Genomic DNA, 25816 nt, shown 5'->3' with positions numbered 1-25816 from the left:
TTTCATGATGGTTGGCTATCGCGGTGCACGGCGGGTATGCGGGGAATCCTCATACTGTCCTGCTGGCCAGAAATCGGACTCCCCGCATACCCGCCATGCACCGGGGAGTGTGCAAAGGGGTACTAGCGTTTCACAGCAGTAGGCGCCAGCGTTTCGGCGCGCAGGCGGCTGGCAGAGAAGTTGTCGCTGAAGGCGGGGCGCTTGAGGTAGCGGCCCTTGCCTTGCACGGCGCGCAGGTCGCCCTGCACATAGACCAGCTCGCCCTGGCTGATGGTGTGGCTGGGGATGCCTTTGACGGTGCGGCCTTCAAAGATGTTGAAGTCGCCCTTGCTGTGCTGCGTCTTGACCGACAAGGTCTTGGTGCCTGCCGGGTCCCACACCACCAGGTCGGCGTCCGCGCCCACACTCACACTGCCCTTTTGCGGGTAGATGTTGAATAGCTTGGCGGTGTTGGCGGACGTGACGGCCACAAACTCGCTGGGTGTCAGGCGGCCGGTGTTCACGCCTTCGTCCCAGATCACGGCCAGGCGCTCTTCCACGCCGCCGCAGCCGTTGGGGATCTTGGTGAAGTCGTCCTTGCCTGCCGCCTTCTGCGCGGCGCAAAAGGTGCAGTGGTCAGTCGCCGTGGTGTGCAGGTTGCCGCTCTGCAGGCCGCGCCACAAAAATTCGCTATTGCCCTTGGGGCGGAAGGGCGGGCTCATCACGTGGGCGGCGGCGGTGGCAAAGTCGGGGTGGCGGTACACGCTGTCGTCCAGCACCAGGTGGCCGGCCAGCACTTCGCCATACACACGCTGGCCGCGTGCGCGGGCGCGGGCAATGGCTTCAGCGGCTTCCACGCAGCTCACGTGCACCACGTAGATGGGCACGTTCAGTACGTCGGCAATGGCGATGGCGCGGTTGGCGGCTTCGGCCTCCACCATGGGCGGGCGCGAGAGCGGGTGGCCTTCGGGCCCCTTGATGCCCATCTCGGACACGGTTTTCTGCAGCAGGTAGACCAGCTCGCCGTTCTCGGCGTGCACGGTGGGCATGGCGCCCAGCTCGAGTGCGCGCTTGAAGCTGTTCACCAGCGTTTCGTCGTCGCACATGATGGCGTTCTTGTAGGCCATGAAGTGCTTGAAGCTGTTCACGCCTTCTTGTTGCACCAGCGTGCCCATGTCCTGGCGCACCTGCTCGCTCCACCAGGTGATGGCAACGTGGAAGGTGTAGTCCGACGCCGACTTCTCCGCCCAGCCGCGCCACTTGCGGTAGGCGTCCAGGATGTTTTCTTGTGGATCGGGGATGACGAAGTCGATGATGGTGGTGTTGCCGCCCGCCAGGCCGGCTGCAGTGCCGGTGTAGAAGTCGTCCATGGTGACCGTGCCCATGAAGGGCAGCTGCATGTGGGTGTGCGGGTCAATGCCGCCGGGCATGACGTACTGGCCGCCCGCGTCCACCGTGGTGGCGCCGGCCGGGGCCGTCAGGTTCTCGCCCACGGCCACGATCTTGCCGTCCTGGGTAATCACATCGGCCTTGAAGGCGCGGTCCGCGTTGACCACGGTACCGCCACGGATAAACAGAGTCGTCATGAAATGCTCCTAAAACAATAGCTGTTTGCGCAATAAATACGGGGGCTAGAGGCCATTTTGATGCCTAAATGCCGCTCTATCAAGTCCGTTCAGGCGCTGGCGCGCATGGGGTTGTTGGGGTGGGTGGTCCAGTCGGCGTGCACCGGGCTCACGGGTTTGCCGGTGCGTTGGTCCACTTCGCCCACCGGCACGTCGCGCATGCTGATGGTGTTGGGCACCGGGCACACGGTCACGCACAGGTTGCAGCCCACGCATTCGTCTTCCTTCACCTCGAAGTGGCGCTTGCCGTCTTTCATGAAGGTGATGGCCTGGTGGCTGGTGTCTTCGCAGGCAATGTGGCAGCGGCCGCACTGGATGCAGCTGTCCTGGTTGATGACTGCCTTGCTGATGTGGTTCAGGTTCAGGTAGCGCCAGTCGCTCACCGTGGGCACCGCTTTGCCCACGATCTGGTCGACGCTGGTAAAGCCCATCTCGTCCATGTAGGTGGACAAGCCGCTCTCCATCTCCTGCACGATCTTGAAGCCGTAGACCATGGCGGCGGTGCAGACCTGCACCGTGCCGGAGCCCAGTGCGATGAAGTCCAGTGCATCGCGCCAGTTACCAATGCCGCCGATGCCGGAAATTGGCAGGCCAGCCGTTTCAGGGTCGCGTGCAATCTCGGCCACCATGTTCAGGGCAATGGGTTTCACGGCCGGGCCGCAGTAGCCGCCGTGGCTGCCCTTGCCGCCGGTGCTGGGCGACATGGTCAGGGTGTAGGGGTCCACGCCCATGATGGAGTTGATGGTGTTGATGAGGGACACCGCATCGGCCCCACCGCGCTTGGCCGCGCGGGCAGGGTTGCGGATGTCGGTGATGTTGGGCGTGAGCTTCACGATGACGGGCAGCTTGCTGTACTGTTTGCACCACTCGGTCACCATCTGGATGTACTCGGGCACCTGGCCCACGGCGGCGCCCATGCCGCGCTCGCTCATGCCGTGGGGGCAGCCAAAGTTCAGCTCAATGCCGTCGGCCCCGGTGTCTTCCACGCGCGGCAGGATGGCCTTCCAGCTCTTCTCTTCGCAGGGCACCATCAGCGAAACAATCATGGCGCGGTCGGCCCACAGGCGCTTAACCTCGGTGATCTCTTTCAGGTTGAGTTCGAGGTCGCGGTCGGTGATCAGCTCGATGTTGTTGAAGCCCATGAGGCGGCGGTCGGGCGAGAGCAGGGCGCCGTAGCGGGGGCCGTTGACGTTGACCACGGGGGGGCCGGCCTCGCCCAGCGTTTTCCAGACCACACCGCCCCAGCCGGCTTCAAACGCGCGGTTGACGTTGTAGGCCTTGTCGGTGGGTGGTGCAGAGGCGAGCCAGAAGGGGTTGGGGCTTTTGATGCCGGCGAAATTGGTTGCAAGATTGGCCATGGTGTGACTCCGGTGTTCTTGGGGTTGTGAGGTCGTGATGTCTCGTGACGGAGGGGCCGATCAGGCCTTGAGGTAGGCGTGGATGGCTTTGGCAGCCAGCTTGCCGTGTTCCACGGCTTCCACGGTCAGGTCCAGTCCGCCAGCACGGCAGTCACCGCCCGCCCACACGCCCTTGAGGTTGGTTGTGCCCTCGGCATCGGTGGCAATTTTTCCGCCCGAGAGCGTCAGGCCGGCCTCGGCCAACACGGGGTTGCCCAGCTTCTGGCCAATAGCCTTGAGCACGGTGTCGGCCGCCAGGGTGGTGGTTTCGCCGGTGGCTTGCGAGCTTGCCGTCCACCATCGCCTGGTGTGCAAAGGTGATGCCGCTCACATGGCCGCTCTGGCCCAGCACCTCCACGGGCGCCAGCCAGTGGTGGATGGTCACGCCGTTGGTTTGCGCCCATTCCTGCTCAGCCTTGGAGGCCGACAGGCTCTCGGGCCCACGACGGTAGACCATGTGCACTTCTTCTGCGCCCAGTAGTTTGCTCTGCACGGCGGCGTCGACTGCGGTCATGCCGCCGCCGATGACCACCACGCGGCGACCCACGGGCAGGGTGGACAAGTCTTCGGTCTGGCGCAGGGTGGCAATAAAGTCCACCGCGTCTTGCACACCTTGCAGGGTTTCGCCCACCACACCCAGTGCTTGGGTGGTGGCCAGACCCAGCCCCAAAAAGACGGCGGCGTAGTCTTTGCGCAGAGTCTCCAGCTGGGCTGCGGTGTCCAGCTTCCAGTTGTGTTGGATGGTGATGCCACCAATGTCCAGCAGCCATTGCACTTCGCGCTGGGCAAAGTTGTCTGGTGTCTTGTAGCTGGCCAAACCGTATTCGTTGAGGCCACCAGCCTTGGGCTTGGCGTCGAAAATCACCACGTCATGGCCTTCACGCGCCAGCGTGTAGGCACAGGCCAAACCGGCAGGGCCGGCACCCACTACGGCCACCTTTTTGCTGGTAGCGGGGGCGCGGGTAAAGATCTGGGGCTTGTCGCTCTCCATCAGCGCGTCAACCGCGTGGCGCTGCAGGCGGCCGATGGCGACCGGTCGGTCTTCCTGCGTGTTGCGCACGCAGACGGCTTCGCACAGGTTTTCGGTGGGGCAGACGCGGGCGCACATGCCGCCCAGGGGGTTGCTGTCCAAAATGGTCTGTGCCGAGCCGCGCAGGTTGCCATCGGCAATGCGCTTGATGAAGGAGGGCACATCAATGCTGGTGGGGCAGGCCGTGGCGCAGGGTGCGTCATAGCAGTAGAGGCAACGTTCTGCCTCCAGCAGGGCTTGCGATTCGGTGAAGCGCGGGGTGGCGTCGGCAAACCGTTGGGCGTATTCCTCGCTGGCGAGGCGGCCTGCACGAACGTCGGCGGGAGAGGATGAGGGGGTAGACACGCTGGCAACTCCTTTAAAAACTGACCGTTTGGTCAAGTCATGAGTTGCATGCTAGCAATCCACGTGCCACGCTGTAACTAGGGGTTTGCACCATGAAACCGCCCTTTTGTCGGCCGATTGGGTCGCATCAGACGTCACGCTGGTGCATGGCGACCCAGTTTGGGGAGCGGTGTCATCGCGCCTCAATGCGTTGGGGCGAATATCGACGTCGGCCGCGAGGCAGAAATGCCTGCAGCGCTTGTTTTGCGCCCGTTGTGATCTAGTGCATGTCAGAGGTGCACACCGACTGGAGCCATTCACTGAATAGCTCCACGGCGGGGCCAGCCTCGGTGTTCTCCGGCAGCACGAGGTAATAGTGGCGTTCACCGGGCAGTGGGGCTGGGTGCGCAAGCACCAGCTCCCCCCGTGCCAGCTCCGCCTCAATCAACAGGCGGGGCACCAAGGCCACACCCATGCCACAGGCGGCAGCCGACGAAGCCATGGAAAACTGCTCATAACGCGGCCCGGCAAAGGCGTTGGGCGCTTCAATGCCCTGCGCCGAAAACCAGCTTTGCCAGCTGTCGGGCCGGGTGCTTTGCTGCAGCAAGGGCAACAAAGCCACTTCTGACGCACTCAATGCCCTGCGCCCGCGCAATAAAGAAGGGCTGCACACGGCAACCACTTGCTCTTGCAGAAGCGGGTAGCAGCGCGTGCCCGCCCAATGCCGGATCTGCAACTCCGTGCACGCGAAGATGGCCGCATCGAACGAGGTGTCGTTGAACAGAAACGGGCGGGTGCGGGTTTCAATGTGCACGACGGTATTGGCGTGCTTGGCGTGAAAGTCGGGCAGGCGCGGCAAGAGCCAACGCGCTGCAAAAGTAGGAACGCTGGCCAATTGCACCGCGCCGCCATGGCCACGGGTGGACATGAGATCCAAGGTGTCCTGCTCCAACCCACGCAGCCAGGATGCGACCTGGGTGGCGTAGCGCGTCCCCGCAGGGGTCAGCGCCACACCATGCCGCGTGCGGCGAAACAGCGCCATGCCCACCAACTCTTCGAGCGTGGTGATCTGCCGCGAAATGGCGCTTTGGGTAAGAGAGAGCTCCTGCGCCGCGCGGGTGAAGCTCTCGTGCCGCGCTGCAGCTTCGAAGCAGAGGAGAGCCTGGGTGGCAGGTATTTTTCGTCGCATGGGAGGCTTAAATCGCTGGGTTGCGCAGAGCCGTCAGGTCGCGGACGTGCTGTGCTGCGCGGCGCGCTGCCGTGAGGCGTTCCTCTTCGAGAGTGGTGAACAATAGCGTTTCTTCGCGCCCGGCTTGTGCGAGGGGCGCGCCGTCGGGCCCGGCCACCACACTCAAACCACCGTACTGCAGTGCGCCCTCGGGGCCGGTGAAGTTGGCGTAGGCCACAAACAACTGGTTTTCATAGGCGCGTACCGGTACCAGCGAGCGGGCTACAAAGTCGTACTCGGCCATGTTGGCTGTCGGCACCGCAATCAAGTCTGCGCCCGCGAGAGCGAGTGCGCGGGTGGCTTCGGGGAACTCCACGTCGTAGCAAATCAGCATGCCAACCTTCCAGCCATGGAAGTCGAAGGTTCGGGCGCTTTGCGCCTCGGCGGCAAACTGGCTGCGGTCGAGCTCGCCGAACAAATAGGCCTTGCGGTAGTTCAGGCAGCGACTGCCCGACGCATCGATCCACTGGGCAGCGTTGTACACGCGGCCGTCTGCGCCGCGCTCGGGGTAGCCGTACACCACCGCTACTTGGTGGCGTTGTGCGATGGCTGCTATGGCGTCGGCCCAGGCTCCGTCTGCCTCTTGGGCTAGGGCCTGCACGGCCGGCGCACCGATGGCGTAGCCCGTGATGAACATCTCCGGGCATACCAGGAGTTGTGCTCCTGCGCTGGCGGCGTCACGGGCTGCAGCTTCCAGACGCGCCAGATTTCCGGGCACGTCCAGCGGACCGGGGGCACATTGCCAGAGTGCCAATTTCAAAGGTGCGCGCATGGCAGTCATTCAGGAAGCGCAATCGGCCCCAAGCTGTCGAACACATCGCCGGGGCCGGGGTTGGCAGCGTGCGTGTGACCGCCCAGATGTTGCACGATGCCCCACACGGCGTTCAGGGACGTTTGCACAGCACCCTCCACCCAAGCGGGGGTCCAGGACACGTCGTCCCCAGCGATGAAGATACCGCGCTGCTGCGGTGGCAACTGGTCCTGCTTGAAGTGGGCGTACATGCGCTGGTTGTAGCGGTAGTGCCCGGGCAGTGCGCCCTTGAAGGCGCCCAGAAAATAGGGGTCGGCTTCCCAGGACACGCAAATCGGGTCGCCGATGATGTGACTGGCAATGTCCACCTTGGGGTAGATCTTCTTCAGGGCCTGCAGGGCCAGCTTGACGCGTTTCTCCGGGGTCTGCGGCAGCATCTTGAGGGCGTCGCCCATCCACGCATAGGAGAGGCAAATAACGGCCGGTTTGTCCGGCCCGTTGTCAAACAGGTAGGTGCCGCGCGTCAGACGGTCGGTGAGGGTCATGCTCATCACATCGCGGCCGGTTTCGGGGTCTTTGTCTTGCCAGAATGGCCGGTCCACCATGACAAAGGTTTTGCTGGATTGCATGTAGCGAGTGCGGTCCAGCGCCATCCACATCTTGTGTGAGAACAGAGATTCTTCGACCGCAATCTGGGTGGTGAGCAGCCAGCTCTGGCAGGTGGTCAGCACCGCGTTGTAGTGCCGCGTATCGCCCCAGCAGTCGGTGACAGCAAGCCGGCCATCCGCTGCGCGCGCAATGGCCGCTACCCCCGCACGGGTCGCGCCGCTGTGCAGGCTTTGCAAGGTAGTGCCTGCCGGCCAGTGCGCCAGCTGGGTCGGGGCGTGGCGCCATAGGCCGTGAGGCACCTGGTCGGCCCCGCCCACGATGAGGCGCTGGTTGTCATCGCAGTTGGTCAGTACCACCCGCAGGATTTCCAGCATGGAATTCGGAAAGTCCGAGTCCCAACCGCCGGTGCCAAAACCCACCTGACCGAAGATTTCCCGGTGATGGAAGGACAGCTTGGCAAACGCTTTGGAGTTGGCGATGAAGTCGTAAAACGTGCGGTCATCCCAAAGCGGCACCAGCGCATTCCACATGCGTTTGAGTGTGGGCACATCCCGGTTGCGGATGGCGTTTTGCATGTCGCTGAAGCGGGCATCGTCCTCCAGTGCCTCGGCCCAAGCGTCCGCCACCTCTTTAAAGATCGGGGGCAGGTCTTGCAGGCTGCGCGCGTAGTGGGTGTTGCCCTCCAGGTCGATGACCGTGCTGCCCGAGGCGGGCGTCAGGGGGTTGGGGAAGTCGCGCGTCTCCAAGCCCAGCAGGTGAACGTAGTGGTAGAACGCGGTGCCCGAGACCGGAAAGCGCATGCCGCCCAGTTCCGCCACTACGTCCTGCGTGCCTTCAAACACTTGCGAACGCAGCCGACCACCCATCTTGGACGCCTCATAAATCACCGGCTTGAGGCCCAGCTTCATCAGCTCGTAGGCGGCGACCATGCCGGCCATGCCGGCACCTACGATGGCGACTTCTTCGCCGAGCCGATGTGCGGGTAGCTGGCCCAGCCCCTCGGGGTGGGCGATCCAATCGTCAAACGCGAAAGGAAAATCCGGGCCAAAGATGGTGACTGGCTTGCGCACATCAGGTGCTGTCGTCGTGGTGTTGCTCATGGAATTGCTCTCCAAATTGGCGCGCACTATGTCATAGGTATGCATCATGCGCAATACATCGGCGTCAAAGCGTCAAGAATCGGGCTTTTTTGGATTTAAAAATGAGTTAAATGCATGGCTGTGTGCAAAACGCTTGCTTGCACAGGCGCTATGCAGGGGCTACGATCCCGGCATTCCTTTCTTCTGCCGGAGCACTCCATGAGCCACGCCGCCTTCAATTGGCAAGACCCTTTTTTGCTGGACAGCCAACTTTCTGATGACGAGCGCATGGTGCGCGATGCCGCCGCCGCGTACTGCCAGGACAAGTTGCTCCCCCGCGTGACCCAAGCCTTCCGTGACGGTAGCACCGACCCCGCCATCTTCCGGGAAATGGGTGAGTTGGGCCTGTTGGGCCCCACGATCCCAGAGCAATACGGCGGCCCCGGCCTGAACTACGTGGCCTACGGCCTGATCGCCCGCGAAGTGGAGCGGGTCGACAGTGGCTACCGCAGCATGATGAGTGTGCAGAGCAGCCTGGTGATGGTGCCGATCTTCGAATTTGGCACCGAGGCGCAGAAACAAAAGTACTTGCCCAAGCTCGCCACGGGAGAGTGGATTGGCTGCTTTGGCCTGACCGAGCCCGACCACGGCTCCGATCCCCAGAGCATGGCCACCCGCGCCCAGAAGGTAGCAGGCGGCTACAAGCTGAGCGGCAGCAAGATGTGGATCAGCAACAGCCCGATCGCCGACGTGTTTGTGGTCTGGGCCAAAGAAGTCAGCGAGGCCGGCGCGGTCGGTCCCATCCGCGGCTTTGTGCTGGAAAAAGGCATGGCAGGCTTGTCCGCACCGGCCATCCACGGCAAGGTGGGCTTGCGCGCCAGCATCACCGGTGAGATCGTGATGGACGGCGTGTTCGTGCCCGAAGAAAACGTCTTCCCTGAAATCCGCGGACTCAAGGGCCCGTTTACCTGCTTGAACAGTGCGCGCTATGGCATTGCCTGGGGCGCTCTGGGTGCAGCTGAAGACTGCTGGACCCGCTCTCGCCAATACACCCTGGATCGCAAGCAGTTCGGCCGCCCCTTGGCTGCCAACCAGCTGATCCAGAAGAAGCTGGCCGACATGCAAACCGAAATTGCGCTGGGCCTGCAGGGCTGCCTGCGCCTGGGCCGCATGAAGGACGAAGGCACGGCGGCGGTGGAGATCACCTCCATCCTCAAGCGCAACAGCTGCGGCAAGGCGCTGGACATTGCCCGCCTGGCGCGCGACATGATGGGCGGCAATGGCATCAGCGACGAGTTTGGCGTGGCCCGCCATTTGGTGAACCTGGAGGTGGTGAACACCTACGAGGGTACGCACGACATCCACGCGCTGATTTTGGGCCGGGCGCAAACCGGTATTGCCGCTTTTGCCAACTGAGTGCACCGGGCGTCCTGCCCAGCGAAGGGCGGGGCGCATCGCATAAACTCGACGGGGTCATGGCCTCCTCTTCAGACTCCTCCCCTATCGCAACCGAACCGGTCACCCTGCTCGAAGTGGCCCGCGTCGCGGGGGTGTCGGCCAGCACGGTGTCGCGCATCCTCAATGGCACGGCCAAGGTGGCACCAGAAAAACGCGAAGCCGTGGAAGAGGCCATCCGCCGCCTCAACTTCAAGCCCAACCTGTTTGCCCGCAGCCTGAAGACCGGCATCACCATGACGGTGGGTGTGCTCACCCAGGCGATTGAGAGCCAGTTTTACTCGCGCGCCCTCAAGGGCATTGAGATGGGCCTGTCGGCCAGCGGGCATTCGTCCATCATCGTCAGCGGCCACTGGAATGCCGAGGCCGACGCGGCCAGCCTGAAGTTGCTGACCTCACGACGCGTGGACGGCGTGATCATCCTGACCGGCACCATTGCCGACAGCGAAGTGCTGGCAGTGGCCCAGCAGCAGCCGGTGGTGATCACCGAGCGCAAGCTGGAGGGGCCCAATGTGCGCTCCATCGAGCTGGACCAAAAGTACGGCGGCTACCTGGCCACCCGGCACCTGCTGGCCCAGGGCCACACCCAGATTGCACATCTGGCGGGGGTGGAAGGCCGGCCCGACGCGCACCAGCGTTACTTGGGCTACCTGCAGGCGCACGAGGAGGCGGGAGTTGCGCCCAACCCGCACTGCGTGGTGCGCGGCAACTTTACCGACAAGGGCGGTTACCTGGCCACCCAAAAGCTGCTGGACAGTGGCGAGCCGTTTACTGCCATCTTCTGTGCCAACGATGAAACCGCACTGGGCGCACGCCTTGCGCTGTACCAGCGCGGTATCCGCGTGCCCGAAGACGTGTCACTGGTGGGTTTTGACGACCTGCCCATGTGCAATTTCATGACACCGCCGCTGACCACCGTGCGCCAGCCGGTGTACGAGGTGGGCCTGTACGCGGCGCACACCCTGCTGGAGATGATGGGTTACCCCAGCGAAGCCGTGCAGGTGCCGCCGCTGGAACTGATGGTGCGCGAGACCACGCGCAAGCATTGATTGGATGCCCGGTATCTGATTTGACGGGTAAAGTCCTATTGCTGGATACTGCCCCGATGATCAATTTGGCCAGTGCGCACGAAATTGAGAAGGTTTGTGCCAGTTTGAGCAGGGCTTGGCATTTCTTGAGTGGAGCGGAGCGCCAATTCATATTCCATATTGAGCCGCAGGTGGCATTGGCATGTGCCGAGTTCAGCTACTTCATGCCGGTGATTGTTGCTGACAAGCGGACCGGGGGTATCGGGGTCCTCATGCAGCGCTCTGATGCCCAGGCCGTGGCTGCCCACATGTTCGGATCTGACGTATCTGCCTTGGCTGACACCGATTTGCATGATGCGTGTGCAGAGGCCTGCAATGTATTTTCCGATTGCGTGGCATTGCACATAGGCGGCAATTCGGACATACACATCGGACTGCCGTTTTTGGCGGGTCCTGCAGAATACGCGCAGATTGCCTCCGAAAGCATTCCTGCGGCGATCTATTCCGGGTGTTCATTGCAAGCACCGCTTTACGTCGTTGTGTATCAATTTTTTAGCCACGCACACTGAACCACCATGTCTACAGCCCCGATTCAATTGCCTTCGACGCTGCGCTTTCTGGTGGTGGATGACAGCCGCGCGATCCAGGCCATCATCCGGCGTGCAATCCAGAGTTGCGGCTACTCGCCCATCGAAATCCAGACGGCGCTGGATGGAGAACAGGCGTTGGACCTGATTGAGTCCTTCATGCCGGACTTGGTCATCACTGACTGGCACATGCCCAAGGTGTCAGGCCTGGAGATGGTGCAGGCGTTACGACAGATGGGCCATCAGGATGTTCGGGTGGGGTTTGTCACGACCGAGCGTACGCCCGCTTTGTTGGCAGAAGCCGTCAGCAATGGGGCTTTGTTCATTCTGCACAAGCCCTTTAATGATGCGGAGCTCGTCGCGGTTGTGGCCAACGCTGTCAAAGACCTCGTCGGCGCAGCGCACCCGGAAGCCGACGAGCAGGCCTCGCTCCCTGAGGTGCCTGATGCCAGCGATCCGGCATCGGCTGGCAGAAAGCGACCCGGCAGTGAGCCTATCAGCCACACTGCCATGCAAAAGTTGTTGCTCGATCACTTGGGTAATATTCCCTTTCGCCTCATCCCCCATGAAAAGATGGCGGTAGAAAACCTCACCAGCAACAATCTGTTGGGCTTGTATGCGGCCCAGGAGCGCAAAGGTGTCTATGCCATTGGCGTCATGGATGCCAATGCCGTGTGCATGGTGGGGGGCGGCGCCGCGCGCATGTCACCCCAAGAGGTGAGAACGCTCATGGCAAATGGACAGCCCAGTACCGAGATGATGGAGAAAGCGCAAGTATTTCTGCGGGGCGTAGCCTCAAGTCTGGGCGAAACGGCGCAGGCCCCAATCATGAATGTGACTTTGGCCAAGGCCAGCGTGGTCAAAAACACGTTCGCCAAATTGGCTGAGGTGCTTGCGCAGCCCGCGCAGCGTTCGGACTTCCGCCTCGCCATTCCCGGCTACGGGGAAGGCCGTATGGCTTTTTTTGTGATGACATCATGACGTGGCTGAACATTGCCTACGGCTTTCTGTTTGTCTCCAACCTGGTTTTCATGGTGGGTTCGGCCTATCTGCTGTACCGCATACTCAATACCACCACGCAGAGCCGGGCGGATTTGCTCAAGGCTGCAAGCCTCTCGATGGAGGCCGGCAAGCACCTCAAACTGGCAGCTCAGCGCACGGTGACGGAGCTGGATCGCGTTCGAGAGGCACACCAGCGAAGCGACAACGCAAGTAGCCGTGCTATCCACGCCTTGTCGTTCAAGGTCCAGAATCTGGCGGACAACTTGGCGCAAAACCAGCGTCCGGGATCTGCCTCGGTGGGGGCGACGGTCATGACCATCGAAGAGCAAGAACAATTGGACGACATGCGAGCCAAGCTGCAAGCCGAGCTAAATGCCGCCTTGTCCAAGAACCACGTTCTGCAGGAGCAGATCGAGGAAATCCAGTTCCGCTTGGAGGGCGCATCCAAGCGGAATCTGGACATGTGTGCCGAGATCAGTGAGATGCAGGGAGTGAAGCAGTCGGTGGTGGACGGGCTTTTGAAGCAAACGGCTGCCCTGGAAACTGAGCTGCAGAAGGCCCGTGAACGGGCCCAGGCTGCAGAACGCCAAGCGGAAGAAAATGCCTTTCAGCTTGACGAGATACGCGCCCGCATCAATGAACAGACCTTCATGACTGCGCAAGAGGAGCGTCATGCGATGGATGTAGAAGGGGTGATTCCCGGCGTGGATCAATCTGCACTGATCGAAGACCAGCAGGCGCAAATTGATCTGTTGGCCAGCCGCGAAAAGACCTTGTTGGCAAAAATGGAGCAGATAGAGATGGAGTTCCAGCGGCAGAAAACGGAGAAGGCTTTTATCGAAGACCGTTTTCTACAGCTGGATTCCGCGAGCCCTGTTCAGGGGGCATTGCCTGGCGAGGCCCCGGGGTCTTCGTCGACCTAACGGCGCTGGCGGGCAATGAACTCACGGTAGCGCAAAGCGCTGTCTTTCAGGGTGCGCTGCTGGGTGGCGTAATCCACATGCACCAGGCCAAAGCGCTTGTCATAGCCACAGGCCCATTCAAAGTTGTCCATCAGGCTCCAGTAAAAGAAGCCGCGCACATCCACGCCTGCGGTGATCGCCTCGTGCAGCGCTTGCAAGTGTGTCTGCATGTAGGCCTGGCGGCCTGGGTCGCTCACCCGGCCATCCACCACCTTGTCGGCCTCGGCGTAACCGTTCTCTGTGATGTAAATGGGGGGCAAGGTGTAGTCGCGGTGGATGCCTTGCAGCAGGTCTGAGAGGCCTTGTGCGTAGTTTTCCCAGCCCATGTCGGACACGCCGTCTTGATTGGGCGAGGGCACTGGTGGTGTGCTGGTGCTGGCCCAAATGCGGGTGTAGTAGTTGATGCCCAAAAAGTCCAGTGGCTGGGCGATGATGTCAAAGTCACCGGCGTCGATGTTGTCGGGCTGCGCAAGCTCCGGGCCTTGCGGGTAAGCCTTCTTGAAAATCGGGTCCATGTACCAGCGCACAAAGCGGTCGTACTCGCGCTGGGCGCGGGTCTGGTCGGCAGCGCTGTCGGTGGCGGCGGTGGTGGGCGACTGGTTCAGCACAATGCCCAGCGGTGCTTTCACGCCAGCGGCGCGCATGGATTGCAAGGCCAGCCCGTGCGAGAGCAAGAGGTTGTGCGACACCCGCAACATGGCCGGCACATCCTTTTTGCCGGGGGCGAACACACCCTGGTCGTAGCCCAGGGTGGCGGTGCACCAGGGTTCGTTGTGCGTGGCAATGCTGGCCACACGGTCACCCAGCTGGCGGCCCATGCGTTCGGCATAGTCGGCAAAGCGGTAGGCAGTATCACGGGCCTCCCAGCCTTGCTGCAAATCCTGCAAGCCCTGGGGCAGGTCCCAGTGGTAAAGGGTGACGTAAGGGGCAATGCCGCGTTGGAGCAAACCATCCACCAGGCGTTCGTAAAAGTCCAGGCCTTCGGTGTTCCAGGCGCCATAGCCCAGGGGCTGCACGCGGGACCACGCAATCGAAAAACGGTAGCTGTCCACGCCCAAGCGCTGGATCATGTCCAGGTCAGACTCCAGGCGGTTGTAGTGGTCACAGGCCACATCGCCGGTGTCGCCATTCACCACCTTGCCGGGGGTTTTGGAGAAGGTGTCCCAGATGGACGGGCCGCGGCCGCCCTGGGCGGCGGCACCTTCGATTTGGTAGGAGCTGGTAGCGACGCCCCAGCGGAAATCAGAGGGAAATTGGGGGGTGGCGAAAGCAGCGGGAAAAGTCACTGGGTGTCCTTGCATTATTCTCATTTGAAATCGTTTTCAGTTGCGAATTTTACGGGTGAAATTCCGTCCGTCAATCCACTTGCGCAGGCTACCATGGTCCTCCCATTGCAATGAAGCCGGTATGACCCTCCCCACCCCTCCGCAAGGCGCGCTCTCCCACCTCAAAGTTCTGGACCTGTCCCGTGTGTTGGCCGGCCCTTGGTGCACCCAAATGCTGGCCGATCTGGGCGCCGATGTGGTCAAGGTGGAGCGGCCCGGTGTGGGCGACGACACCCGCCATTGGGGCCCGCCCTTTTTGCAGGATGCGCAGGGCCAGGACACCACACATGCCACCTACTTCACCGCCTGCAACCGCAACAAGCGCTCCATCACCATCGATATCGCCCAGCCGCAGGGCCAGGCACTGATCCGCCAGATGGCGCTGCACAGCGACATCTTGGTGGAAAACTTCAAGGTGGGTGGCCTGGCGCACTACGGGCTGGACTACGCCAGCCTGAAGGCACTGAACCCGCGCCTGATTTATTGCTCCATCACCGGTTTTGGCCAGACCGGGCCGTACGCCGAGCGCGCGGGGTATGACCTGATGGTGCAGGCCATGAGCGGCATGATGAGCATCACCGGCCGGGCCGATGGCGAGCCCGGCGGTGGCCCGCAACGTGCGGGGGTGGCCATTACCGATGTGTTTACCGGCATTTACGCCACCAGCGCCATCCTGGCGGCAGTGGAAATGCGCCACCGCACCGGACAGGGCCAGCACATCGACATGGCACTGCTGGACGTGGGCATGGCCATTCTGGCCAACCAGGCGGCGGGTTTTCTGAACACCGGGCAGGTGCCCCAGCGCATGGGCAACGCCCACCCCAGCCTGGTGCCCTACCAGGATTTTCCGACTGCCGATGGCGCCATGCTGTTAGCCGTGGGCAATGATGGCCAATTCGCCCGCTTCAGCGAGGTGGCCGGCCACCCCGAGTGGGCGCAAGACCCGCAGTTTGCCACCAACTCCCAGCGCGTGGCCAACCGCAGCACCTTGATTCCCCTGATGTGTGAGGTCACCACACAACGCAGCACGGCCGAGTGGATAGCGCTGCTGGAGCACCGCGCCGTGCCGTGCGGCCCCATCAACACCATGGACCAGGCCTTTGCCGACGCCCAGGTGCAGGCCCGTGGTTTAGTGCAAAAACAGGCGGTAGCGCCCGTCGTTACTGCGCAAACAGCTATTGAAACCATAGCAACTGTGGCCAGCCCATTGCGCCTGGGCGATGCGCCCGTGCAACTGCGCCATGCTCCGCCCGGGCTGGGCGAGCACACCGATGACGTGCTGACGGGGCTGGGGCTGGATGCCGCTGCCATTGCGGCCTTGCGCGCCGCAGGCGTGGTTTAACTGCCGCCCAGTGTTTCCCAGCGCTCCAGCGCGCTCATCAGTTCCTCGTCGATTTGCGCGTTGCGCTCCGAAAGGGCGATGGCGCGTGCGTTGTCGCTGGCATACAGGCTGCCGTCGGCCAGGGCTTCGGTGATGTCTTTTTGTTCGGCTTCCAGTGCGGCAATACGTTCGGGCAGGCCGTCCAACTCGCGCTGGTCTTTGAAGCTGAGTTTTTTGGCCTTGGTGGGCGCGGGTGCGGCTGGCGCAGAGGCACTCACCTGGGCGGTGGCTTGTGCTTGTTTTTGGAGCTGTTCGCGTTCGTAGTTGAACGGCTTTGCCGTGGCTTTGCCCGCAGCCGCGTTGATGGCGTTGGCGCGTTTGGTCTGGATCAACCAGTCGCTCACGCCGCCTTCGTATTCGCGCCACTTGGCATCACCCTCGTAGGCAATGGTGCTGGTGACCACGTTGTCCAGGAAGGTCCGGTCATGGCTGACCAGGAACACGGTGCCGTCGTAGTTCTGCAGCAGGTCTTCCAGCAACTCCAGGGTGTCGATATCCAGGTCGTTGGTCGGTTCGTCCAGCACCAGCACGTTGGCGGGGCGGGCAAACAGGCGGGCCAGCAGCAGGCGGTTGCGCTCACCACCGCTCAAGCTGCGCACGGGTGAGGTGGCACGGGCAGGCGAGAACAAGAAGTCACCCAAATAACTTTTGCGGTGTTTCTTCTGGTTGCCAATCTCGATCCACTCCGAGCCGGGGCTGATGAAGTCTTCCAGCGTCGAGTCCATGTCCAGCGCGTTGCGCATCTGGTCGAAGTAAGCCACGGTCACGTTGGCACCCAGGCGCACCGTGCCCCAGGGGCTGTGGCCGGGTTCGGGCTTGGGCGCGTTGGCGGGTGCCGGGTCGGGTTTGTGTTCGCCCAGAATGAGCTTGAGCAGCGTGGTCTTGCCCGCACCGTTCGGGCCCAGCAGGCCAATCTTGTCGCCACGCAGAATGGTGGCGGTGAAGTCCTTGACGATCATGCGATCGCCGAAGGTCTTGCTCACATGCACCATCTCGGAGACCAGCTTGCCACTCTTGTCGCCGCTGTTCACGTCCATGTTCACACTGCCCACCACATCGCGGCGGGCTTCGCGGTTGGCGCGCAGCTCCTGCAGGCGGTTGATGCGGGCCGTCGCGCGCGTGCGGCGGGCTTCCACGCCCTTGCGGATCCACACCTCTTCTTGCGCCAGCAGTTTGTCGGCCTTGGCGTTGATGATGGCTTCTTGTGCCAGCTGCTCTTCCTTTTGCAGCAGGTACGCGGCAAAGTTACCGGGGTAGCTCATCAGCTTGCCGCGGTCCAGCTCGACGATGCGCGTGGCCACGTTGTCCAGGAAGGAGCGGTCGTGGGTGATGGTGATGATCGAGCCCTTGAAGTCCACCAGCAGGCCTTCCAGCCATTCGATGGAGTCCAGATCCAGGTGGTTGGTCGGTTCATCCAGCAGCAGCACGTCGGGCTGGGCCACCAGTGCTTGTGCCAATGCCACACGCTTCTTGGTGCCGCCCGACAGGGTGCTGACGATGGCGTCGGGGTTCAGGTGCAGGCGCTGCAGGGTTTCGTTGACACGCTGCTCCCAGTTCCAGCCGTCCAGGGTTTCGATCTCACTTTGCATCGCGTCCAAGTCGCCTTCGCTCGCGCAATACTGCTCAATCAGGCCAATAACCCTCTCCAGACCTGCGCGAACAGCTATAAAAACCGTAGCATCTCCGTCGAGCTGGGGTTCTTGTGCCACATACGAAATACGAGTGCCGCCCTGCACTTGCAGAGTGCCGTCATCGGGTTTTTCCATGCCGCCCAGAATTTTGAGCATGGACGACTTGCCTGCACCGTTGCGGCCAATCAGACCGACGCGCTCCTGCGTTTCGAGAGAGAAGTCAGCATGGTCGAGCAGGGGGACGTGCCCAAAAGCCAGCTGGGCGTCGAGAAGGGTAATAAGTGCCATAGGAATCCGGTGTAACCAGCGATTATCCCAGCTAGGGAACTTCCCGCGGCAACAGGGGCAACTCGCCGCCGGGCCGCCACAAGGCGAGTTAGCCCCCTGGGGGGGGGGCAGCGACCCGCGCAGAGGCGGAGCGTAGGGGGCCTAAACCACCCGGTTGCGGCCGCGTTGCTTGGCCAGGTAGAGCGCCTTGTCCGCCTCGGTGTAGAGCGTTTCAAAGTCGCGCTTTTCTTCGGCGGTGGTACTGGCCAGACCAAAGCTGGCGGTAACGGCAATAGCCGCTTTCTCCCAAGGCGCGGGGGCGCCTTCCAGACGCAGCCGCAGCTTCTCGGCCAGTTTGCGGCCAGCTTCGGCAGAGGTGTTGGGCAACAACACGATGAATTCTTCACCCCCCAGCCGGCCCACCAGGTCGGTACTGCGTACGGTGGTGCTGGCCAGCGTCGCCACGTGACGCAACACAGCATCCCCCGCCGGATGGCCCCAGGTGTCATTCACCCGTTTGAAGTGGTCCAGGTCCAGCAGCAGAATGGTGGTGGTACTGCCCTGGCGCTGGGCGCGCTTGAGCTCGCTGCGGCTGAGCTCCACAAAGGTGTTGCGGTTAAACAGCCCGGTCAGCCCGTCTTGTCGGGTCAGGCGCTCCAGTTCTTTTTGTTTGGATTGCAGCTCGGCATGGGCTTTCGCCAGCTGCGTTTGTTGCAACGAAATGGTGGTGAACTTGCGCCACAGCAACACCGACAAGGCCCAGCCCATGACACAGGCCGTGATGCCATTGAGCCGGTTGGACAGCAGCAACTCCGGTGCATGCTGGGTCCAGCCGATGGCTTGGTAGAACACCAGGTAGACGCCTACATACAACCAGGCGGCCGGCACTGGGCGCAGGTACATCGCCAAACTGACACCCAAACAGGCAATCAAAAAGGGTGTGATATTGGGGGTGATCCACTGGTCCACGGACACCACCGCAATGGCGCAGACCAAAATGAACCCCGCTGCCACCAGCCCCATGCTGCGGCCTGCCAGGCTGCGGTGGCCGTGGCGCAAGTGGTAGGCCGCCCACGTGCAGCACACCACCCCCAGCACCATACCTGTGTGCACCAGCAGCAGGCCCAGCTTCCAGCGGTAGGCCACGTCTCCTGCAGGCGAGCGCAGCGCCAGTACCAAAAACACCACGATGTGCAGCGCGTTAAGCACTGCCAGCAGCGGACCGAGCCACCGCAGGCGCTGCAGATTGCTGGCCGAGGCTTCGTCCACCACCAGGGCGTGTTCGGCGCGCCAGCGCTGTAGCAACAGGCGTAAATCTGGGAAATGGGGACGGTGCATAGGTGGTCAACAACTGTAGCAGAGCCATCTTGCTACGATGTGCGGGCAGCCCATCCCGCTGCGCCCGCCAAGGACTGTTATGTCGGAACCTATTACCCCCCGTGCCCATGATCTGGGTGGCGGCTTCACCGTGCGGCGCGTCTTGCCTGCCGTGCAACGCCAGGCCATCGGCCCCTTTGTGTTCTTTGACCACTTTGGCCCGGTGACCGCGCAGCCCACCGACAACCACGATGTGCGTCCGCATCCGCACATCGGCCTGGCCACGGTGACCTATCTGCTGGAGGGCGCCATGATGCACCGCGACTCGACGGGCGTGGTGCAGCGCATCGAGCCCGGCGCCATCAACTGGATGACCGCAGGCCGCGGTATCGTGCACTCCGAGCGCACACCCGATGACTTGCGCAGCGTCACGCGCCGCAGCCATGGCTTCCAGCTCTGGTCGGCACTGCCTGCCGAGCATGAGGAAGATGCACCGTCATTCGCCCACACACCGGCCAGTGCGATCCCGGAAGTGCAACTGCCAGGGGCCACGGTGCGTGTGCTCATCGGCACGGCCTTTGGCGCAACCTCGCCAGTTGCCACCTTGTCGCCCACGTTGTATCTGGCGATGGAGCTCGACGCCGGTGCCCTCATCACCGTTCCCGACGCGGCGCAGGAGCGCGGCATCTACAGTGTGGACGCCCCGTTGGAGGTGGATGGCGAGCTGTTGGAGCCCGGCCAGATGCTCGTGCTGGAAGCAGGCAGCACCCCCAGCTTGTGCGCCCGTGCCGCGACCCGGGTCATGCTGGTGGGCGGTGCACCACTGGGTCACCGCCACATGGTGTGGAACTTTGTCTCCAGCCGCAAAGAGCGCATCCTGCAGGCGCAAGACGACTGGGAGGCCCAGCGCTTCCCCACCGTGCCCGGTGAGACGGAATTTATCCCGCTACCAGCACGGCGCCCCTAGCCGCGTCGGCCTGCGCGTCTTGGATGGCTTGCGCTGCGATGTCCAGTGAACGCAGGCGCAAGACGGGGTCGTAGATGTCGCAGACCAGCATCAGCTCAGCGGCCTGTGTGGCCTCGGCCATGGCAGCCAGACCATCGCGCACGGTGGTGGGCCCGCCTATCACCGCTTCCCCCAAAAAGTCGCCAATGGCGGCCCGCGCGTCGGCCGGTAACTGGGGCAAAAAGTTGGGAACTGGCGGCGGCAAGGCCCCGCGCTTGCCCGTCAGGATGCCCAATACCCGTTGGTAAATGCTGCTGGCCAGCAGCTCGGCTTCGGCATCCGTAGTGGCGGCCACCAGCGGCACCCCCACCATCACATACGGCTTGGCCAAGCTGGCCGAGGGCTTGAAAAGGCTGCGGTACAGGTCGAGCGCCTGGTGCAAAAAGCGTGGCGCGAAGTGCGAGGCAAAGGCGTAAGGCAGGCCCATGTGCGCGGCCAGCTGCGCCGAATACAGGCTGGAGCCCAACAGCCAGATGGGCACGTTGGTGTTTGCGCCGGGCATGGCCACCAGTTTTTGACCGGGCTGCAATGGCCCCAGCAGGGTCTGCAGCTCCATTACATCGCGCGGAAAGTCTTCTTCGTTCTCCACTTTGTTGCGGCGCAGGGCGCGCATGGTGGCCTGGTCGGTGCCGGGCGCGCGGCCCAGGCCCAGGTCAATGCGGCCGGGGTAGAGCTCGGCCAGCGTTCCAAAGGCCTCGGCCACCACCAGCGGTGCATGGTTGGGCAGCATGATGCCGCCCGACCCCACGCGGATGCGTTCGGTACCGCCCGCAATATGGCCCACCAGCACGGCGGTGGCCGAGCTGGCAATGCCCGGCATGTTGTGGTGTTCGGCCAGCCAATAGCGGCTGAAACCCAGTTGTTCGGCGTGTTGTGCGGTGCGCAGCGCAATCTGCAGCGCCTCACCCACGGTGCCGCCTTCGCGCACGGCGACCAGGTCCAATAGCGACAAACGGGTGTTTTTCAGGGCATTCATGTGCGCAATTGTCATAAGAACCCCCAAACCCTGCCTGGCTAGTCCGAATGGTCCATTGTTGCAATGCAGTAATTTCGGGAAACTGCACGCCTAGATCAATAAAGGGGTATTCCGTGAACCTGTCCAGTTTGAAAAAGGCTATCGCTGGCGTAATGATCGCCGCGTCTGCCATTGCCGCGCACGCAGGCACTTTTGCGATCGGCTCCCTGACCAACACCTACTCCAACACGGTCGATTTCAGCGGCACGTTTGACGATCTGTACACCTTCACGATGCCTGGAAATTTCACGGGCTTCAAAGGTTCTTACCAAGGCTTTGATTACGCCGGAACTGGGCTGATCACGAACTTCAGCATTGGTGTGGGCTCCAACTCTTCTCCTGTGTACTCTTTGCCCCTCAACACCACCATTGATGGCTTTGATGTGGCGGACCACCAAGGATCGTTCACGCTGGTCCCTGGTCTGAGCTACTGGTTTCGACTGAGTGGAACGGGCGATGTCGGCAACTACACCGTGACCCTGGCTCCCGTGCCTGAACCGGAGTCCTATGCCCTTTTGTTGGCTGGTTTGGGCGTCATGGGCTTCATCGCACGCCGTCGCCAAGCCAAGTAATACGGAGTCATCATGAAAAAACACATTTCAGCAATTGCCGCGACTTTGATTCTGGGTGCTGCGACGGGCGCGCATGCAGTCAGCACAACGGCAACCTTCCAGCAAGTCAGCAATGGCGCTTTCACCCAGTCTTTCTTGCTGACACCGGATGCAGCCAACACCCTGGTGCTTCGTGTCTCGGGCACTTCATTTCAGTTTTCCGGTTTGGCGTTCTCCTTGTGGGATGGCGCAACCTCTTTGGTGAGCCAAACAGCAGGTAGCAACCAAATCGCCATTTTCAGCGACCTCAGGACGACGGCGTTTGATTTGGTGGGTGGCAAGACCTATACCTTGAAGGTCACGGGTAACAGCATTGGCGCACCGAATACCTCCATTGGTACGGTCTATGCGACCAATGGCGTGGTCAGCGCCGTGCCGGAGCCAGAGTCCTACGCCCTGCTGCTGGCGGGTCTGGGATTGGTTGGCACGGTGGCACGGCGTCGTATCCGCAAGACGGCTGCCTGAGTTTTCATACGCTTTCCGAAAAAGGGCTTGCAGATGCAAGCCCTTTTGCATTTCCGGGGCCGCTAATCGTTAGGACTATTTAGTCCGTAAGTACTATTGCTGCAATGCAGCACAGGGTTAATACTGAGTTTACCTTCCCAACCTTCCGAGGTGTTTATGAAACTCAAGTCCATTCTTGGCACTGCTGCTACCGCAGCGGTGCTCGCCGGTGCATCCTTGGGCGCCAATGCGGCGACAGGCACCATTTACGCACCTCCTGCAGGTGCTTCGTTTGCAGATCTGGAGGTCGGGAGCATTTACATTGCCACCCTGTCCGATTTGGTGGGCAGCTTTTTCGGCGCCAGCTCCGTGGCGTACGGCCCCATCATCTTGACCCTGGGCTCGGTAACGTTCACCAGCGGCACCGTGGGCACCTTGGGAACTGATTTGGATGCCAGTGCGGCCGGTTTCTCGTTCAAGAACGTGGCTGTGGGCAACTACATCGTCAAGGCCAGTGGCTATGTCACCGGCGGTCAACTGCCCGGCGTATCTTTGGTCGCTGCCAACTACACCGTCACGCCCGTACCAGAACCTGAGTCCTATGCCTTGCTGTTGGCTGGCCTTGGTCTGGTGGGAACCATTGCCCGCCGCCGCATGAAGGCTTCGGCCGAAGCCTGATTCCCGGTGCAATTCAGCAAAAAGGGCTGGCCAATTGGCAAGCCCTTTTGTTTTGGAGCACGGCTAAAGATTAACGGCTGCTGGGGAAGTTGAACACCGCCCCCTCACGCACCCCGGCGCTGGGCCAGCGCTGGGTAATGGTCTTGCGCTTGGTATAGAAACGCACCGCGTCCGGTCCGTAGGCGTGCAGGTCGCCGAACAGGCTGCGCTTCCAGCCGCCGAAGGAGTGGTAGGCCACAGGCACCGGCAGCGGCACGTTCACCCCCACCATGCCGACCAGAATATTGTCGGTGAAGTAGCGTGCGGCTTCGCCGTCGCGGGTGAAGATGCAGGTGCCGTTGCCGTACTCGTGGGCGTCGATCATGTCCATGGCCTCTTGTAAGGTCTTGACGCGCACCACGCCCAGCACGGGCCCGAAGATTTCTTCCTGGTAGATCACCATGCCGGGCTTGACGTTGTCAAACAGGCAAGGGCCCAGGTAATAACCGTCTTCGTGGCCAGCCACTTTCAGGCCACGGCCGTCCACCACCAGCGTGGCGCCTTCTTTCACGCCCTGGTCCACATAGCCCTTCACCTTTTCAAAGTGCGGCTTGGTCACCAGCGGGCCCATGTCCATGCCGGGCGCAGTGCCGGGGCCGACCTTCATCTTGGAAATCTCGGCTTTCAGGCCTGCAATCACCGCGTCCGCGGTGGCATCGCCCACGGCCACCACCAGCGGGATGGCCATGCAGCGTTCACCGCAGGATCCGTAGGCTGCGCCCATGAGGGCGCTCACGGCGTTGGCCACATCGGCGTCGGGCATCACCACGGCGTGGTTCTTGGCGCCGCCCAGGGCCTGCACACGTTTGCCGTGGGCGCAGCCGGTGGCGTAGATGTATTCGGCAATGGGGGTGGAGCCGACAAAGCTCACGGCCTTGACGCGCGGGTCGGTCAGCAGCGTGTCCACGGCTTCCTTGTCGCCGTTCACCACATTGAGCACGCCCGGTGGCAGGCCGGCTTCGAGTGCCAGCTCGGCAATGCGCAGCGTGGAGCTGGGGTCGCGTTCCGACGGTTTCAGGATGAAGGTGTTACCGCAGGCCACGGCCATAGGCCACATCCACAGCGGCACCATGGCAGGGAAGTTGAACGGGGTGATGCCGGCAGTCACGCCCAGTGCCTGGAATTCGCTCCAGCTATCGATGGCCGGGCCTACGTTCTTGCTGTGCTCGCCCTTGAGAAGTTCGGGCGCGTAGCTGGCGTATTCGACGTTTTCAATGCCGCGTTGCAGCTCGCCCAGCGCGTCGGAGAGCACCTTGCCGTGCTCGGCAGTGATCAGGGCACACAGTTCTTCGGCGTGTTTTTCCAGCAGGACCTTGAGGTTGCTCATTACGCGGGCGCGTTTGAGTGGCGGCGTGTTGCGCCAGGCGGGGAAGGCGGCTTGTGCGTTGGCAATAGCTTCTTCTACCGTTGCCTTGGGTGCCAGAAGCACGCGCTTCTCGGCTTTGCCGGTCGCGGGGTTGAAGACGTCTTGTGCGCGTTCGCCGGTGGTAATGATCTTGCCGCCGATGAGGTGGCCGACTGTTGGAAGTTGGGACATGAGTAATTTATGCGTCAAAAGTGCTGCTAGCGCACGCAAAATATGCGCAAGCAGCTATAAAAAGAATAGCGAGTTGGTGATCCGTTTTAGGCGGTTTCGTTGATGGCCTCACCCAGCGCGTTGACCAGGCTGTCGATCTCGGCCTCGGTGCTGATGAAGGGCGGCGCCAGCGCAATGCAGTCACCGGCGTAGCGCACGTAAAAGCCCTTGTCCAGGCAGCGCATGGCCACTTCATACGGGCGCTTGGCGGGTTCGCCGGGCACGGCGGCCAGCGTGAAGCCGGCCGACAGGCCCAGGTTGCGGATGTCGGTGATGTGCTTGGCGCCGCGCAGGCCGTGTACGGCTTTTTCAAAGTAGGGCGCCAAGGCGTTCACGCGCTCGATCATGTTTTCCTTGACCAGCAGGTCCAGCGCCGCAATACCCGCCGCGCAGGCCACGGGGTGGGCGGAGTAGGTGTAGCCGTGGGGGAATTCCAGCATGTAGTCCGGGCCGCCCTGTGCCATGAAGGTGTCGTAAATCTCTTTCTTGGCCACGGTCACGCCCAGCGGCTGTGCGCCGTTGGTGATTTGTTTGGCGGCGTTCAGGATGTCGGGCACCACGCCAAAGTAGGCTGCGCCGGTGTAGGCGCCCAGGCGGCCAAAGCCGGTGATGACCTCATCAAAAATCAGCAGGATGTTGTTCTGCGTGCAGATCTCGCGCAGGCGCTGCAGGTAGCCCACGGGTGGCACCACAATGCCAGCCGAGCCGGACATGGGCTCCACGATGACGGCGGCAATGTTGGAGGCGTCGTGCAGGGCAATCAGGCGCAGCAGCTCGTCGGCCATGTCGCCACCTTTTTCAGGCAGGCCCTTGCTGAAAGCGTTGGACGCCAGTTGGGTGTGCGCTAGGTGGTCGGCCTCAATGCCCTGGCCGAAGGTCTTGCGGTTGGCGGGCAGGCCGCCCACCGAGATGCCGCCAAAGTTCACGCCGTGGTAGCCCTTCTCGCGGCCAATCAGGCGGGTCTTGCTGCCCATGCCCTTGGCGCGCCAGTAGGCGCGGGCCATCTTGAGCGCAGTGTCGGCCGACTCGGAGCCCGAGCCGGTGTAGAACACATAGTCCAGGCCTTCGGGGGTCAGCTCCACAATCTTGTTGGCCAGCTCGAACGACAGGGGGTGGCCAAACTGGAAGGCGGGCGAGTAGTCCATGGTGGCCATCTGCTTGCTCACCGCTTCGGTGATCTCGCGGCGGCCATGGCCCAGGCCCGCGCACCACAGGCCGGACAGGCCGTCAAAAATTCGTCTGCCGTTGGAGTCGGTGAAGTAAGCGCCCTGGGCGCTCACCATCATGCGCGGGTTGGCCTTGAAATCGCGGTTGCCGGTAAAAGCCATCCAGTGCGATTCCATCCACTCGCGGGACATGGGGAATTTGGATGCGCTGGTGATGGCCTCACCGGTGGTGGATGCGCTGGTGTCATTGAGCTTCATGGGGAACTCCAAGGGGTAAAAGCCGGTTTGGGCGATGGTGCATTGT

General features: G+C 62.3%; 20 protein-coding genes and 2 pseudogenes. 10 read left to right on the top strand and 12 right to left on the bottom strand.

What is annotated here, in order from left to right; genetic code table 11:
* Positions 1-122: 122 nt before the first annotated feature.
* From hydA to U5O12_RS05760, 6 genes and pseudogenes are all read right to left on the bottom strand, one after another.
* Positions 123-1565, bottom strand: coding sequence for a dihydropyrimidinase (hydA, locus tag U5O12_RS05785; RefSeq protein ID WP_322577716.1), 1443 nt, complete (start codon positions 1563-1565; stop codon positions 123-125).
* A gap of 89 nt (positions 1566-1654) precedes the next feature.
* Positions 1655-2962 (bottom strand): NAD-dependent dihydropyrimidine dehydrogenase subunit PreA, encoded by a 1308-nt coding sequence (gene preA / locus U5O12_RS05780; protein ID WP_322577715.1) that lies wholly within the window; start codon positions 2960-2962, stop codon positions 1655-1657.
* Positions 2963-3022: 60 nt separating this feature from the next.
* Positions 3023-4376: pseudogene (locus U5O12_RS05775) on the bottom strand (NAD(P)-dependent oxidoreductase).
* Between the two features lie 259 nt (positions 4377-4635).
* Positions 4636-5544, bottom strand: coding sequence for a LysR substrate-binding domain-containing protein (locus U5O12_RS05770; protein ID WP_322577714.1), 909 nt, complete (start codon positions 5542-5544; stop codon positions 4636-4638).
* Between the two features lie 7 nt (positions 5545-5551).
* A complete protein-coding gene (locus tag U5O12_RS05765; RefSeq protein WP_322577713.1) occupies positions 5552-6355 on the bottom strand; it encodes a carbon-nitrogen hydrolase family protein in 804 nt (267 codons plus the stop codon).
* Between the two features lie 5 nt (positions 6356-6360).
* The gene (locus tag U5O12_RS05760; protein ID WP_322577712.1) at positions 6361-8043 is read right to left on the bottom strand and encodes a flavin monoamine oxidase family protein; all 1683 of its coding nucleotides are present in this window, start codon (positions 8041-8043) and stop codon (positions 6361-6363) included.
* 198 nt (positions 8044-8241) lie between these two features.
* Between U5O12_RS05760 and U5O12_RS05755 the strand changes: the two genes are divergently transcribed.
* Genes U5O12_RS05755 through U5O12_RS05735 form a run of 5 tightly spaced genes read left to right on the top strand, consistent with a single transcriptional unit; the run spans position 8242 to position 13017 of the window.
* On the top strand, positions 8242-9438 hold the full coding sequence (locus U5O12_RS05755; protein WP_322577711.1) for an acyl-CoA dehydrogenase: 1197 nt from the start codon (positions 8242-8244) through the stop codon (positions 9436-9438).
* 59 nt (positions 9439-9497) lie between these two features.
* Positions 9498-10526, top strand: a complete 1029-nt coding sequence (locus U5O12_RS05750; protein ID WP_322577710.1) for a LacI family DNA-binding transcriptional regulator — start codon at positions 9498-9500, stop codon at positions 10524-10526.
* Between the two features lie 56 nt (positions 10527-10582).
* The gene (locus tag U5O12_RS05745) at positions 10583-11074 is read left to right on the top strand and encodes a hypothetical protein (RefSeq protein ID WP_322577709.1); all 492 of its coding nucleotides are present in this window, start codon (positions 10583-10585) and stop codon (positions 11072-11074) included.
* A 6-nt stretch (positions 11075-11080) separates the two neighbouring features.
* Positions 11081-12073: a response regulator gene (locus tag U5O12_RS05740; protein ID WP_322577708.1), complete on the top strand. Its 993-nt coding sequence runs from the start codon at positions 11081-11083 to the stop codon at positions 12071-12073.
* Positions 12070-13017 (top strand): hypothetical protein, encoded by a 948-nt coding sequence (locus U5O12_RS05735; protein ID WP_322577707.1) that lies wholly within the window; start codon positions 12070-12072, stop codon positions 13015-13017. The genes U5O12_RS05740 and U5O12_RS05735 overlap by 4 nt, the downstream gene beginning before the upstream one ends.
* Here U5O12_RS05735 and U5O12_RS05730 read toward each other — a convergent pair.
* On the bottom strand, positions 13014-14357 hold the full coding sequence (locus U5O12_RS05730) for a GH1 family beta-glucosidase (protein WP_416221453.1): 1344 nt from the start codon (positions 14355-14357) through the stop codon (positions 13014-13016). The two genes, U5O12_RS05735 and U5O12_RS05730, sit on opposite strands and share 4 nt — an antisense overlap.
* 106 nt (positions 14358-14463) lie before the next feature.
* Here U5O12_RS05730 and U5O12_RS05725 point away from each other — a divergent pair, with 106 nt between their 5' ends.
* The gene (locus U5O12_RS05725; RefSeq protein WP_322577705.1) at positions 14464-15723 is read left to right on the top strand and encodes a CaiB/BaiF CoA-transferase family protein; all 1260 of its coding nucleotides are present in this window, start codon (positions 14464-14466) and stop codon (positions 15721-15723) included.
* Here U5O12_RS05725 and U5O12_RS05720 read toward each other — a convergent pair.
* Together U5O12_RS05720 and U5O12_RS05715 are read right to left on the bottom strand one after the other, a co-directional pair.
* Positions 15720-17681, bottom strand: a complete 1962-nt coding sequence (locus U5O12_RS05720) for an ATP-binding cassette domain-containing protein (protein ID WP_322577704.1) — start codon at positions 17679-17681, stop codon at positions 15720-15722. The genes U5O12_RS05725 and U5O12_RS05720 overlap by 4 nt on opposite strands.
* 141 nt (positions 17682-17822) lie before the next feature.
* Positions 17823-18998 carry a GGDEF domain-containing protein gene (locus tag U5O12_RS05715; protein ID WP_322577703.1) on the bottom strand — a complete coding sequence of 392 codons (1176 nt, stop codon included), beginning with the start codon at positions 18996-18998 and terminating at the stop codon, positions 17823-17825.
* Between the two features lie 79 nt (positions 18999-19077).
* On the opposite strand from U5O12_RS05715, the gene U5O12_RS05710 reads away from it, so the two are divergent.
* Positions 19078-19944, top strand: coding sequence for a pirin family protein (locus U5O12_RS05710; RefSeq protein WP_322577702.1), 867 nt, complete (start codon positions 19078-19080; stop codon positions 19942-19944).
* Here U5O12_RS05710 and U5O12_RS05705 read toward each other — a convergent pair.
* Entirely contained in the window at positions 19916-20959 is a 1044-nt protein-coding gene (locus U5O12_RS05705) for an LLM class flavin-dependent oxidoreductase (RefSeq protein ID WP_322577701.1), read from the bottom strand. The two genes, U5O12_RS05710 and U5O12_RS05705, sit on opposite strands and share 29 nt — an antisense overlap.
* 161 nt (positions 20960-21120) lie before the next feature.
* Between U5O12_RS05705 and U5O12_RS05700 the strand changes: the two are divergent.
* The 3 genes and pseudogenes from U5O12_RS05700 to U5O12_RS05690 form a co-directional block, all read left to right on the top strand.
* Positions 21121-21570: pseudogene (locus U5O12_RS05700) on the top strand (FxDxF family PEP-CTERM protein); the annotation flags it as partial.
* Between the two features lie 12 nt (positions 21571-21582).
* Entirely contained in the window at positions 21583-22074 is a 492-nt protein-coding gene (locus U5O12_RS05695) for an FxDxF family PEP-CTERM protein (protein ID WP_322577699.1), read from the top strand.
* Positions 22075-22230: 156 nt separating this feature from the next.
* The gene (locus U5O12_RS05690; RefSeq protein WP_322577698.1) at positions 22231-22731 is read left to right on the top strand and encodes an FxDxF family PEP-CTERM protein; all 501 of its coding nucleotides are present in this window, start codon (positions 22231-22233) and stop codon (positions 22729-22731) included.
* A gap of 70 nt (positions 22732-22801) precedes the next feature.
* Here the strand turns inward: U5O12_RS05690 and U5O12_RS05685 are convergent, their stop codons facing one another.
* Entirely contained in the window at positions 22802-24307 is a 1506-nt protein-coding gene (locus tag U5O12_RS05685) for a CoA-acylating methylmalonate-semialdehyde dehydrogenase (protein ID WP_322577697.1), read from the bottom strand.
* Positions 24308-24393: 86 nt separating this feature from the next.
* Positions 24394-25704, bottom strand: coding sequence for an aspartate aminotransferase family protein (locus U5O12_RS05680; RefSeq protein ID WP_322577735.1), 1311 nt, complete (start codon positions 25702-25704; stop codon positions 24394-24396).
* Positions 25705-25816 lie beyond the last annotated feature (112 nt).

The organism is Rhodoferax sp. (assembly GCF_034519335.1).
Classification (GTDB): Bacteria; Pseudomonadota; Gammaproteobacteria; order Burkholderiales; family Burkholderiaceae_C; genus Allorhodoferax.
This window is presented reverse-complemented; position numbering and strand designations above follow the sequence as displayed.